Origin of the sequence: Rhodopseudomonas boonkerdii (assembly GCF_021184025.1) — a bacterium.
Taxonomy (GTDB): Bacteria; Pseudomonadota; Alphaproteobacteria; order Rhizobiales; family Xanthobacteraceae; genus Tardiphaga; species Tardiphaga boonkerdii.
On the sequence record NZ_CP036537.1, the window covers coordinates 330,136 to 342,750 of the forward strand.

Consider the following 12,615-nt stretch of genomic DNA (forward strand, 5'->3'; position numbering starts at 1 on the left):
TTTACCGGAACAGCCCGTCGAACAGCGGCAGGCCAATGACCGCCGAGACCGCGATCAGCGCGTAGCAGATTCGCCGAAACAGTTCGTCGCTCGCCTTGCCGAACAGTTTCGAACCGATCCAGAGGCCCAGCCCGAACAGCGGCCCCGTAATGACGGCGAGGCCTAGAATGGCGGTGCTCCACAACCCGCCGACCGAATAGCTGATGGTGATCAGAACGTCGGCAATTGCGAAATAGAGGATGATATTGGCGCGCACGACCGCAGCAACCGCGGCATCACGCAGCCAGTACAGCACGACCGGTGGCCCGCCGAGTTGCGCAAGGCCGCCGAAAAAGCCGGCCAGCGTGCCGACGCTGACGGTAACAGGGATGGTCGGCCGTCCCGGATAGCGCCAGCCCGAGGCAAGGAGCAACAACAGGAGAAGGATCAGTGCCGCGATGCCCCAGCGTACCGCCAGCGGATCGGCAAAGGCCAGCGCTGCGGTGCCAATGGGCACGCCAATCAGAGCGCCGAGCGAGATAATTCCGACATCGCGTTTGTCGGCATGGCGCACGGCATTCGGGATCAGGGGCAGCGACGTCGCGAAATCGATCAGCAACAGCAGCGGCGACGCCACTTTGGCGCCGACGATGCTCGACGCCAGCGGAATGAAGATCAGCGCGGAGCCGAAACCCGAGAATCCGCGCGCCAGGCCCGCGATAAAAGCTGCAACCGCAATGAAAACGAGCGACGTGGTCGAATAGGCGACCAGGCCGAGCGTCCCCATCATGCGCGCAACGTGCCGCCTGTTTTCTTCGTCACCTCGGCCACGATCTTGGCCGCCACCGCCTCGATTTCCTGATCGGTCAGCGTCTTTTCGCGCGGCTGGAGCGTCACGGCGATGGCCACCGACTTCTTGTCGTCGTCGACGCCCTTGCCTTCATAGACGTCGAACACGGTGACACCGGTCACCAGCTTCTTGTCCACGCCGGCAGCCGCCTTGACGATGTCGCCGGACTTCACCTTGCGGTCGACGATGAAGGCGAAATCGCGCGATACCGGCTGGAACGCGGAGAGTTCCAGCAACGGCTTGGCGCGTGTGGCCTTCTGCTTCGCATCCGGGATACGGTCGAGAAGCACTTCGAATGCCATCAGGGGACCGTCGGCGCCAAGCGTTTCCAGCGCGCGGGGATGCAGCTCGCCGAACATGCCGAGAATATTCTGCGGCCCGATCTGGATGGTGCCGGAACGGCCCGGATGCAGCCAGTCGGCCCCACCCGGAACGATCTGCAATGCCTGCATCGGTGCGCCCGCAGCCGCGAGTACAGCGAAAGCATCGGCCTTGGCATCGAGCGCCGTGGCGGCGCTGGCGCCCGTCCAGTGGCGGCCGATCCCGTCCGACGAAGCGAGACCGCGGCGGACGCCCGCGGCAGCCATGACCTGATCTTGCGGGCGATCGCCCTTGAAGATCTGGCCGACCTCGAACAGCGCGAGATCGGAGGAGCCGCGATGGGCATTGGCCTGTGCGACCGCGATGAGGCCCGGCAACAGGCTCGGCCGCATGTCGGAAAGATCCGATGCGATCGGGTTGGCCAGTGCCAGTTCAGGTTTGCCGCCGCCGAACACTTCGGCATGGGGCTTCGAGATGAACGACCATGTGACGGTCTCGACGAGGCCCCGCGCGGCCAGTCCGCGCTTGGCGCGGCGGGTGCGCTGCTGGATCGATGTCAGTACCGGCTTGCGCTGCGCATCGCCACGCGGGAACGGCGTCAGCGGCACCTTGTCAACGCCGACGATGCGCATGATCTCCTCGACGATGTCGGCCTTTCCCGTGATATCCATGCGCCACGACGGCACGGCAACCTTCACCACGGCACCGTTACCGGCGACCGAGAAGCCGAGCCGGTTGAGGATCATGCGCATTTCCGGGAACGGCACGTCGATGGCTGCGAGGCGCTTCACTTCCGCGATCGGGAAGTCGATCAGGCGATCGTCGCCATAGGTCTTGCCGACCACGATGGCCTCCGAAGGCGTACCGCCGCACAGCTCCATCACCAGCTGGGTGGCGAGTTCGAGGCCGGGCACCATGAAGGCCGGGTCGACGCCGCGCTCGAAGCGATAGCGCGCGTCCGAATTGATGCCGAGCTTGCGGCCGGTCTGCGCGATATTGATCTCGTTCCACAGCGCGGATTCGATCAGCACATCGGTGGTGTCGTCCGAACAGCCCGACGCTTCGCCACCCATGATGCCGGCGAGCGATTCGACACCGTGATCGTCGGCAATGACGCAGATCTTGTCGTCGAGCTTGTAGGTCTTGCCGTCGAGCGCGAGCAGCGTCTCGCCATCTTTCGCGCGGCGCACGACGAGGTCGCCCTTCACCTTGGCGGCGTCGAACACATGCAGCGGGCGGGCGCGATCGAATGTCAGGTAGTTGGTGATATCGACCAGCGCATTGATCGGGCGCAGGCCGATGGAGGTCAATTTCTTCTGCAGCCATTCCGGCGACGGGCCGTTCTTGACGCCGCGCACGAGGCGCAGCGCGAAGCCCGGACACAGCTTTGCGTCCTCGACCGTCACCTTTACTGGGCATGGAAATTCGCCCTTCACCGGACGGATGGCCGGATTCTTGAACACGCCCATATCGGCTGCGGCGAGATCGCGCGCGATGCCGGCGACGCCGGTGCAGTCCTGGCGGTTCGGCGTCAGGTTGATCTCGATGACGGGGTCGCCGAGCTTGGCCCAATCCGCATAAGCAGCGCCGACGGGAGCATCAGGCGGCAGCTCGATGATGCCATCGATGGCATCGGGCATGCCGAGTTCGCTCGCCGAGCACATCATGCCCTGGCTTTCGACACCGCGGATATTGCCGAGGCCGATGGTGAAGTCCTTGCCCGGAATATAGGTGCCCGGCCGTGCCAGCACGGTCTTGAGCCCTGCTCGCGCATTCGGTGCGCCGCAAACGATCTGCAGCGGCTTGTCGTCGCCGGCATCGACGGTGCAGACGCGCAGGCGATCGGCGTTCGGATGCTGCTCGGCGGTCACGATCTCGGCGATCGTGAACGGCGCCAAGAGCTTTGCCTTGTCCTCGATATGCTCGACCTCGAGCCCGATCATGGTGAGCTTGTCGCTCAGCTGATCCAATGTCGCGTCGGTGTCGAGATGGTCCTTCAGCCAGGAGAGGGAGAATTTCACGAGCTCAGTCCTCCGGCCAGCGTCGGTACTTCAAGCGGCTTGAAGCCATAGTGGTTCAGCCAGCGCACATCGCCTTCGAACAGCTGGCGCAGATCGGCCATGCCGTATTTCAGCATCGCGATACGGTCGATGCCCATGCCCCAGGCAAAGCCCTGATACACGTCGGGATCGATATCACAGGCGCGCAATACGTTCGGATGCACCATGCCGCAGCCGAGAATTTCCAGCCAATCCTCGCCTTCGCCGAAGCGGATCTCGTTCTTGTCGCGGCGGCACTGGATATCGACTTCCAGCGACGGCTCGGTGAACGGGAAGAAGGACGGGCGGAAACGCATATTGACGTGATCGACCTCGAAGAACGCCTTGCAGAATTCCTGCAGGATCCATTTGAGGTGGCCGAGATGCGAGGTCTTGTCGATGACGAGGCCTTCGACCTGATGGAACATCGGCGTGTGCGTCTGGTCGCTGTCGCTGCGATAGGTGCGGCCCGGACAGATCACGCGGATTGGCGGCTTCTGGCTCAGCATGGTGCGCACCTGCACCGGCGAGGTGTGGGTACGCAGCAGCAGGCGCGAACCGTCTTCCTTCGGATTGAAGTAGAAGGTGTCGTGCATCTCGCGGGCCGGATGGCCTTCGGGGAAATTCAGCTTGGTGAAGTTGTAGTCGTCGGTCTCGATATCGGGACCTTCGGCGACGGCAAAACCCATATCGGCGAAGATCGTCGTCAACTCGTCCCAGGTCTGGCTCAGCGGATGGATGCGGCCGAGTTCGGCCGGGCCGTCGCGCAGCGGCAGCGTCACGTCGATGGTCTCGGACGCAAGGCGGGCGTCGAGTGCAGCGGACTTCAGCACGTCGCGGCGCGCGGTCAGCGCCTGCGTCACCGCCTCCTTGGCGAGATTGATCGCCGCACCTTCGGTCTTACGCTCGTCCGGCGTCATCTTGCCGAGGGTGGCGAGCAGGGCGGAGATCGAGCCCTTCTTGCCGAGCGCGCCGACGCGCACGGCTTCGAGCGCGGCTTCATCAGCAGCACTGGCGATATCCGCCAAGATAGTTTGTTGAAGCGTCGTCAGGTCGGACATCGGCAACCTCGATCAAAGAGGCGGGCGCCTCTTGCTGTCGTCGTCCCCGAAGGAGTTCGGGTGCGCCGTTCTACAGCCGGTTTTGCAGGGGTTTAAGACGCCAATGGCCGGAACAGGAGCGCTCGGAAGCGCTACTGCCCGGCCATGACAATGTCGATAGATCCGCGAGAGCGGAAAGCTTAGGCCGCCAGCGCAGCCTTGGCCTTCTCAGCGATCGCGTTGAACGCCGCCGGCTCGTTGATCGCGAGATCAGACAGAACCTTGCGGTCGACAGTGATGCCGGACTTGGCAAGACCGTTGATAAACACGCTGTAGGTCATGCCGAGCGGACGGACGGCAGCGTTGAGACGCTGGATCCAGAGGGCGCGGAACGTACGCTTCTTGCGCTTGCGATCGCGGAACGCATATTGGCCGGCCTTGTCGACGGCGGCCTTGGCGGCGCGGATCGTGTTCTTGCGACGACCGCGGAAACCCTTGGCGGCCTTGTAGACTTTCTTGTGCTTGGCATGAGCCGTCACACCGCGTTTAACGCGAGCCATGACTGATCTCCTTCATCTGAATAGCAAAAAGGGGTGAGATGCACCGCGCAAGGCGCGGTCGCAGGCGATCAGGCGTTTGGCAGGAAGTACTGCTTGATATTGTCGCCGTCGGTCTTGAACAGCACGCGGGTGCCGCGGAGCTGGCGGATCTGCTTCTTGGTCCGCTTGATCATACCGTGGCGCTTACCGGCATGGGCCGACACAACTTTGCCGGTGCCGGTGACTTTGAAGCGCTTTTTAGCGCCCGACTTGGTCTTCAACTTGGGCATTTTGCTCTCCTCTCGCCACGCAGAAAACGCCCCGGAGGGCGCTGCGTCGGCTGAAAATGCTCGTTAGAGCGTTGATTGTGCTCAGTTATTTCCGAAATGAAATAAGCCTGCACGAACGTCGCCACGGCAGCCCTTAATCAGCCGGGCGGCGAAGGCTGGGCTTATGGCAGAGATGGGACGGCTTGGCAACGTTTAACGCGTCTCAACTTTTTGCCGAAAGGATGGCGCAGCTCTGGCCGACTCGGCTATGCATGCCTATCTGCTGCGAAGTATTCGATCATTGAAAGGACAACAAGAATGGTCCGCAATCGACGCGCCGCCGCCCGTGCGGTTGCCATCCAGCAAGAATCCGCCGCCCAGGCCGCCGCCGGCTGGCTGTTCGTAGCCGCAGGTCTTGCCGCCGTGACCGCTCTGGCCGGGGCGCTTTCGTTCGTTCTGGGTTGATGCCGTAGGACGGGTAGAGCGCAGCGAAACCCATCGACCTCACAGCCCAGACATTGATGGGTTTCGTTCCGGCGCCATGCGCCTGCGCTTTACCCGTCCTACAAATCCCGCGCCGCCAAAAGAAAAGGCCCGCCAAAATGACGGGCCGGAATTCTCGGTTGGTCTGATCGCGTTCAGCGCGGAGCCAGAACCATCACCACCTGGCGGCCTTCGAACTTCGCATCCTGCTCCACCTTGGCGAATTCGGCGACATCCGCCTTCACCTTGTCGAGCAGCTTGGTGCCGATTTCCTGGTGCGCCATTTCGCGGCCACGATAGCGCAAGGTAATCTTGACCTTGTCGCCTTCCTCGAAGAACCGCTGCATCGCCTTCATCTTCACGCCGTAGTCGTGATCGTCGATCATCGGGCGGAGCTTGATCTCCTTGATTTCGACGGTCTTCTGACGCTTGCGGGCCTCGGCGGCCTTCTTCTGAGCCGAATATTTGAACTTGCCGTAGTCCATGATCTTGCAGACCGGCGGGTTCACGTTCGGCGAAATCTCGACGAGATCCATGCCCGCTTCACCTGCCATACGAATGGCAACGATCGTCTCGACGGTGCCGTGATTGGTACCTTCCTGATCGATCAGCTGGATCTGGGCGTTGCGGATTTCATCGTTGGTGCGCGGCCCGTCTTTGGCTGCGGCGGGCGGGGCTCTGTTCGGACGGCGAATGGGGTATTCTCCACTGTTGTGAGGGGAAGGCGGCAGTTTGTCGGAATAAGGCGTGTCGAGCAAGCAAACTCACATCACACGGCATCAGGTCGCCTCAATCCGCGGCTTTTCCGCCACGCCAGACCCGACAATCGTCCGCCAACCGGACGCAGCCCACATAGAGCGCCGTGACGCGTTCCGCAAGCGTCTGTTCCGCTCGGCAACGTGCTGCGGGCGTTGACGTTCCAGCCCGGCTCCAGCAAACACCACCGCAGTTCCAGCAGGATGGAGATCGCTTATGAGCGTACCGGCGCCCGATCCGAGTTTCATCACGGTCGGCAGCGGCACCGATGGCCGGCAGATTGCCATGCGGGTTCGCGAAGGTGCAGCGCCGGGGCTGTTTTGGATGAGCGGTTTCAAATCCGACATGCAGGGCGGCAAGGCGGTGGCGCTGGATGAATGGGCGGCGCAGCATGGCCGCGCCTGCGTGCGGTTCGATTATTCCGGCCACGGCGAATCCGGCGGTAAGTTCGAAGACGGCACCATCGGTAGCTGGCTCGAGGACGGTCTCGCCGCCTTCGATGCGGCCTGCCAAGGGCCGCAGATCGTGGTCGGCTCCTCCATGGGGGGGTGGATGGCGCTACTCCTGGCGCGTGCGATCGCCCGTCGTGGCAGGGCTGGCCGGGCCTCGCTGCGCGCGCTGGTGCTGATCGCGCCGGCCCCGGATTTCACCGAAGAGCTGATGTGGAAAGAATTTTCGCCGGAAATCCGCGCGGAGATCGAGGCCACCGGGCAATGGCTGAGGCCGTCGGACTATGGCGATCCCTATCCGATCACCAGGCGATTGATCGAGGAGGGGCGCAATCACCTCCTGCTCGGTGGTTCCATCGATGTCGGCTGTCCCGTGCGCATTCTGCAGGGGCGGCAAGATCCCGACGTGCCGTGGCAGCACGCCTTCCGTCTCGCCGAGCGGCTGCCAAGCGAGGATGTGGTGCTGACCATGATTCAGGACGGCGATCACCGCCTGTCGCGCCCGCAGGATATCGGACGGCTCCTGGCGACGGTGGCGGAGTTCTGACGACGACGCAGGACGGGTCGAGCCGAGCGATACCCGTCCTAAAACACGAGCGGGTCTCGCCACTCGGCGCGCACCAGGTCGTCGCTTTCCGCGTCGATCATCGATGCGCTTAGCTCAGCAAACTCGTCGCCGGGCTGCAATTGAGCGAGCGCCCAAACCGCAGCGCCACGCACGAGGGAGCTTTCGTCGCTCACCAGCCGCTTCGCATCGTCGATCAGCGTTGCATCGCCGGAGTTGCCGATCGCGACCAGAACGTTCCGCAAAAACCGATTGCGGCCGATGCGTTTCACGGGGGACTTCGTGAACAGCGCGCGAAACGCTGCATCGTCGAGCTTCGATAGTTCAGCAAGCGACGGTGCGCGCAGTTCGTCTCTCGCGGCCAGCTTTGCCTCGCGGCCTTCCCGCGCGAACTTGTTCCACGGGCATGCCGCCAGGCAATCGTCGCAGCCATAGATGCGGTTGCCCATGGCTTTGCGGAATTCGTGCGGGATCGGGCCTTTGTGCTCGATGGTGAGGTAGGAAATGCAGCGCCGCGCATCCAAGCGATAAGGTGCGATGAAGGCCGATGTCGGACAGCTGTCGAGACACGCGCGGCAGGAGCCGCAGCGATCGGTCATCGGCTCGTCGCGCGGCAGCTCCAGCGTGGTGAAGATCGCGCCGAGAAACAGCCAGGAGCCGAACTCGCGCGACACCATATTGGTATGCTTGCCCTGCCAGCCCAGACCCGCAGCCGAGGCCAGCGGCTTCTCCATCACTGCGGCCGTATCGACGAAGACTTTTACCTCGCCGCCGGCTTCACCGATCAGCCAGCGAGCCAGTTGCTTGAGGCGCTTCTTGATGAGGTCGTGATAGTCGTCGCCGCGGGCATAGACCGAGATCGCGGCTCTGGACCGCTCAGCGAGGATCGTCATCGGGTTCTCGTCCGGTCCGTAATTCATACCGAGCATGATCACGGAGCGCACGTCTCGCCACATCACTTTGGGATCGGCGCGCCGGCCTGGATTGTCGGCGAGCCATTCCATCTCGCCATGAGCGCCTGCGTCCAGAAAGGCTTCCAGCTTCTCACGCGTGCCATCGATGGCTGCGGGATCGGTAATGCCGATGGAATCGAAGCCGAGGGTCTTCGCTTCGCGCGCAAGCTTGTCCTTCAGTGTCGTCGTCACGTTCGGCTCATTTGTCCCGGATGCGGTGCGGCATTCTTCATGCCGCTCCGCAGAGCCGGGACCGTATCAGACGCCGGAATTTGCAACGGCCCCGGTTCGGCGAAACGATACTGCGTATCGCATCGCGCCCAGGGCACGGAGTGAGTGCGGCTCAGAAATCGAGATCCACATAGGTCCGCGAAGCCGGCACGCCCGCCAGCCACTCGCTCAGCAGCGGTCGGAACGACGGACGCGATTTGATCCGTGCGTACCAAGCCTTCGCTGCGTCGTCCTCGCTCCATGGCACATCGCCCAGATAATCGATCGCCGACAGATGCGCTGCCGCGACCAGATCCGCATAGGTTAGCCGGTCGCCAGCCAGGAAGTTTCGCGTCCGCGCCAGCCAGCCGATATATGCCAGATGATAGCGCACATTGGCGTTGGCTGCGCGAATCACATCCATTGACGGTGCGCCGCCGCCGATATCTTCACTCATGAAGCGCTTGTAGATGCGTTCTGTGACGAGTGGGCCGGACGCTTCCTCGAAGAACTTCTCGTTGAACCAGGCCATCAGGCGTCGCACTTCGATACGTTCCGCCATGGAGGTCGGCAGCAACCGGCGATCTTTCGCCGCAAGCCCATGCACTTCGTCAATATATTCGGCGATGATACCGGCGCCGGGAACAGGCGGCATATCGTCGGAAACGAGAACGGGTGTGGTTCCAGCCGGATTGAGCTTCAGAAAATCCTCACGCCGATCCCACGGCCGCTCGTCCATCAGTGTCAAGTCCAGGCCATATTCGCCAAGAACAAGGCGAATGAAGCGCGAATGCGGACAGAAGGCGTGATGATAGAGCGTGTACATGCGGGCCTTGGTTAAGGAAGCGGCGTTAACAAAGCGTCTCGGTGGCAGCGGTATAAACGCTGTGCAGAGCGGGCCAAACTAACGAAGCGCGGATGAGAGGCAAGGCGCGATTGCACGCTTTTTGCGATTGCAGCATTGCAGCGAATAGGCGAGAAGAGCGCGGCTTTTTGAGGCCGCCAGTGAGGACGACAAGCAGATGATGTCTGATACGTTAAGGGCGGTAATTCTCGGTGTTGTCGAGGGCGCCACCGAGTTCCTGCCGGTCTCTTCCACGGGCCATCTCCTTCTCGTCGAGCGGATTCTCGGTATCGATGAAATCGGTCTCTGGAAGAGCTTCGCAATCCTCATTCAGCTTGGCGCGATCCTTGCCATTCTCTCGATCTATTTCGGCAAGCTGTGGCGAATCGCGCTCGATATGTTCAAGGGCGATGCCGCTGCTCGCCGTTTCGTGATCGGCGTGCTCGTCGCTTTTCTGCCGGCAGCGGTACTCGGCGCGGCCTTCGGTGGCTTCATCAAGGGCTATCTGTTCAATCCGTGGGTCGTGTGTTTCACGTTGATCGTCGGCGGCGCGGTCCTGCTCTGGGTCGATCAGCTCGATCTGCAGCCCGTGCATCACGATGCGACCGGATTTCCGCTGCTCACTTATTTCAAGATTGGCTGCTGCCAGTGTGTGGCGATGATTCCCGGCGTGTCGCGTTCGGGCGCCACCATCGTCGGAGCCATGCTGATGGGGGCCGACAAACGCGCGGCGGCCGAATTCTCTTTCTTTCTTGCGATCCCGACCATGGTCGGCGCCTTTGCCTACGATCTGTTCAAGAGCCGTAACGAGCTGACGACCGATGGCGCCGTGCTCATCGCCATCGGTTTTGCGGTGTCGTTCATCACAGCGCTTTTCGTCGTAAAGACCCTGCTGAATTATGTGACCCGCCACGGCTTCGCGCTGTTCGCCTGGTGGCGTGTGGTCGTCGGCACCCTCGGCCTGATCGCGCTGGCTCTTGGCGCGTAAACCCCCCGTCGGTAAACAGCTTGTTAAAGCCCGATCTCTAGGATCGCTGCGATCAGCGGACCATCGGAATGGCTATCAATCTCGACGCCGGCACGCCTGCGGTATCGGCTGCGCGGCGCTCCTTTAGTGCCTGGCTCGCACTGGCCTGCCTGTTTGCGATAGCGCTTCTGCTGCGCCATGTCCTGGCGGCCAATACGGATGTGAGCTGGTTGCTCACCGCCGGCGAGCGCGTGCTTGATGGCGGCAAACTCTATATCGACGTGCTCGAAACCAATCCGCCGATGTCGATATTGGCCTATTTGCCGGCTATCGCGATGTCGCGGATGATGGGTCTGGCTGCGGAAACCGTCGTCGATGCGCTGGTCTTCATTGCGATCTTTGCTTCGTTGACTTGTTGCGCAGTTCTGCTGCGGCAACGCGTGGGTCTTGTCGGCGCATATGGCTGGCCGCTCATGTTGCTCGCTTTCGCCATTCTCGCCATTCTGCCGATGCAGAGTTTCGGTCAGCGTGAGCATATCGCCCTGATCGCGTTGCTGCCTTTGCTGGCAGCGCTGATTTTGCGAATCACGGCCGTCGCGCCGCCGCAATCGCTGGCGATGGCAGCGGGCCTCGGCGCAGCGGTGACATTGACTTTCAAGCCGCATTTCGCATTGGCCGTGTATGTGCCGCTGGCGGTCGTGGGCGTCGTGACGCGTGTGTCATGGCGGGTGTTGCTCCTGCCCGAACATCTCACTGCCGCGGCGGGCGGTATCCTTTACGTGGCTGTCACTGCGATCGTCTGGCCGGAATTCTTCACCGAAATCCTGCCACTGCTCAGGGACGTCTATGTCCCGGTCAAACCGTCTCTGATGGCGTTGCTCGAAAAACCGGCTATTTCCCTGTGGGCCATTGCTCTGCTTGCCATCGTGACCCTGCAGCGCGGCCGGCGGCTTGCATCGACGCTGTTGCTGCTCATGGCGACATCCGCTGCGTTTGCCGCCGCTTTTCTGTTGCAAGGCAAAGGCTGGCCCTATCAATCCTACCCGGCAATCGCGCTGGCCTTGTTCGGTCTCGGTTTTGCGATGACACAGGACAACGGCGCCTCACGTTCATGGCGTTTCGGAATAGGTTTGTTACTGCTCGCGCTGTTTGTTCGCGCGATGCTATGGTTTGACGTGGCCTTTGACGCGCGGCCGCTGCAGGAGCGGGTGGCGCAACTCGGACAGAAGCATCCCGCCATCCTCGCGATCACGGCTGAGCCGGGGATCGGTCATCCGCTCACCCGTGCCGTCGGCGGCACCTGGGTCTCGCGCCAGCAAGGGCTCTGGATCGACACTTATCTCACCGTCATGCGCCGTAACGGCATGCTGGATGACGTGCGCGCCGCGGCTTTCGAGTCCTATGCGGAGCGGGAGCGCCAAAGATTAATCGCAGATATCCGCCGCACGCCGCCAACGATTCTGATCGTGGATGACTTGACCGGAAGCGCCAGCGACTGGCTGAAGGCGCATTCCGATGTCGCCAGCCTGCTGACGGACTTCCAGCAGGTCGATACCGTGAACAGGGTCGGCATTTTCACGCGGCGGCCGTCAGGCGGCTAGGTCACCGGACTGGATACGTTTCACCCCGGCTTTCTGCATGTCGCTCCACGCCTTGGCGAGCGAGCCCTGGGTGTCGATGCCACGGCAGGCGTCCTCGATCACGTAGGTCTCGAAGCCGGCCTTGCGCGCATCCAGCGCTGACCAGGCCACGCAGAAGTCGGTGGCAAGCCCGACCACGAAGATGCGCTGCAGTTTTCGCGCTTTCAGATAGCCCGCGAGACCGGTGGTGGTCTTGCCATCCGCTTCGGTGAAGGCGGAGTAGCTGTCGACGTCCTTGTTGTAGCCCTTGCGCAGGATCAGTTCGGCATTGGGAATCGTCAGATCCTTCGACAGCGCGGCGCCATCCGTCCCCATCACGCAGTGATCCGGCCACAGCACCTGCTTGCCATAAGCGACGTCGGTGGTTTCGAACGGCTTCTTGCCGCCATGGCTGGAGGCGAAGGAGATATGGCCCGGCGTGTGCCAGTCCTGGGTCATCACCACATGAGCGAATTTTTTGGCGAGGGCGTTGATGACGGGTACGACCTTGCCGCCATCCTTCACCGCAAGGCTGCCGCCGGGCAGGAAGCAGTTCTGCACGTCGATGACGAGCAGAACGGAGTTGCGGTCGGCGTTGATCTTGCCAGCGGCGGCAAGTGTGTCTGGCATCAGGCCGGTTGCCGTCATCGCACCAAATCCCATGAGAAGTTGACGTCGATCGAACATCGCAAAATCTCCCGCCCGAATTGCCTCAGCAAATCAGGTCGGGGA

General features: G+C 62.2%; 13 protein-coding genes. 4 read left to right on the forward strand and 9 right to left on the reverse strand.

From position 1 onward, the window contains the following. Window position 1: 1 nt before the first annotated feature. From E0H22_RS01525 to rpmI, 5 genes are all read right to left on the reverse strand, one after another. Window positions 2-769 carry a sulfite exporter TauE/SafE family protein gene (locus tag E0H22_RS01525; RefSeq protein WP_233024016.1) on the reverse strand — a complete coding sequence of 256 codons (768 nt, stop codon included), beginning with the start codon at window positions 767-769 and terminating at the stop codon, window positions 2-4. After that, a complete protein-coding gene (pheT, locus tag E0H22_RS01530) occupies window positions 766-3,171 on the reverse strand; it encodes a phenylalanine--tRNA ligase subunit beta (RefSeq protein WP_233024017.1) in 2,406 nt (801 codons plus the stop codon). The genes E0H22_RS01525 and pheT overlap by 4 nt, the downstream gene beginning before the upstream one ends. Beyond that, a complete protein-coding gene (pheS, locus tag E0H22_RS01535) occupies window positions 3,168-4,250 on the reverse strand; it encodes a phenylalanine--tRNA ligase subunit alpha (RefSeq protein ID WP_233024018.1) in 1,083 nt (360 codons plus the stop codon). Before pheS ends, pheT begins: the two co-directional genes overlap by 4 nt. Before the next feature lie 179 nt (window positions 4,251-4,429). Beyond that, entirely contained in the window at window positions 4,430-4,789 is a 360-nt protein-coding gene (gene rplT / locus E0H22_RS01540) for a 50S ribosomal protein L20 (RefSeq protein ID WP_211911125.1), read from the reverse strand. Window positions 4,790-4,857: 68 nt separating this feature from the next. Beyond that, window positions 4,858-5,058: a 50S ribosomal protein L35 gene (gene rpmI, locus E0H22_RS01545; RefSeq protein WP_002717744.1), complete on the reverse strand. Its 201-nt coding sequence runs from the start codon at window positions 5,056-5,058 to the stop codon at window positions 4,858-4,860. Window positions 5,059-5,355: 297 nt separating this feature from the next. Between rpmI and E0H22_RS01550 the strand changes: the two genes are divergently transcribed. Beyond that, complete coding sequence (locus tag E0H22_RS01550) at window positions 5,356-5,502, forward strand: hypothetical protein (RefSeq protein ID WP_233024019.1); 147 nt, start codon at window positions 5,356-5,358, stop codon at window positions 5,500-5,502. A 173-nt stretch (window positions 5,503-5,675) separates the two neighbouring features. Here the strand turns inward: E0H22_RS01550 and infC are convergent, their stop codons facing one another. Further along, window positions 5,676-6,215, reverse strand: a complete 540-nt coding sequence (gene infC / locus E0H22_RS01555; protein ID WP_233026606.1) for a translation initiation factor IF-3 — start codon at window positions 6,213-6,215, stop codon at window positions 5,676-5,678. Between the two features lie 277 nt (window positions 6,216-6,492). On the opposite strand from infC, the gene E0H22_RS01560 reads away from it, so the two are divergent. Next, entirely contained in the window at window positions 6,493-7,272 is a 780-nt protein-coding gene (locus E0H22_RS01560; protein ID WP_233024020.1) for an alpha/beta hydrolase, read from the forward strand. A gap of 38 nt (window positions 7,273-7,310) precedes the next feature. On the opposite strand, the gene queG is transcribed toward E0H22_RS01560, so the two are convergent. Together queG and E0H22_RS01570 are read right to left on the reverse strand one after the other, a co-directional pair. Continuing rightward, on the reverse strand, window positions 7,311-8,435 hold the full coding sequence (gene queG / locus E0H22_RS01565) for a tRNA epoxyqueuosine(34) reductase QueG (protein ID WP_233024021.1): 1,125 nt from the start codon (window positions 8,433-8,435) through the stop codon (window positions 7,311-7,313). 151 nt (window positions 8,436-8,586) lie between these two features. Beyond that, window positions 8,587-9,279 (reverse strand): glutathione S-transferase family protein, encoded by a 693-nt coding sequence (locus E0H22_RS01570; RefSeq protein WP_233024022.1) that lies wholly within the window; start codon window positions 9,277-9,279, stop codon window positions 8,587-8,589. Between the two features lie 196 nt (window positions 9,280-9,475). Between E0H22_RS01570 and E0H22_RS01575 the strand changes: the two genes are divergently transcribed. Continuing rightward, window positions 9,476-10,285, forward strand: a complete 810-nt coding sequence (locus E0H22_RS01575; RefSeq protein WP_233024023.1) for an undecaprenyl-diphosphate phosphatase — start codon at window positions 9,476-9,478, stop codon at window positions 10,283-10,285. Between the two features lie 68 nt (window positions 10,286-10,353). Next, a complete protein-coding gene (locus tag E0H22_RS01580; RefSeq protein ID WP_233024024.1) occupies window positions 10,354-11,865 on the forward strand; it encodes a hypothetical protein in 1,512 nt (503 codons plus the stop codon). Here E0H22_RS01580 and pncA read toward each other — a convergent pair. Further along, window positions 11,854-12,570, reverse strand: a complete 717-nt coding sequence (gene pncA, locus E0H22_RS01585; protein ID WP_430715202.1) for a bifunctional nicotinamidase/pyrazinamidase — start codon at window positions 12,568-12,570, stop codon at window positions 11,854-11,856. The genes E0H22_RS01580 and pncA overlap by 12 nt on opposite strands. Window positions 12,571-12,615 lie beyond the last annotated feature (45 nt).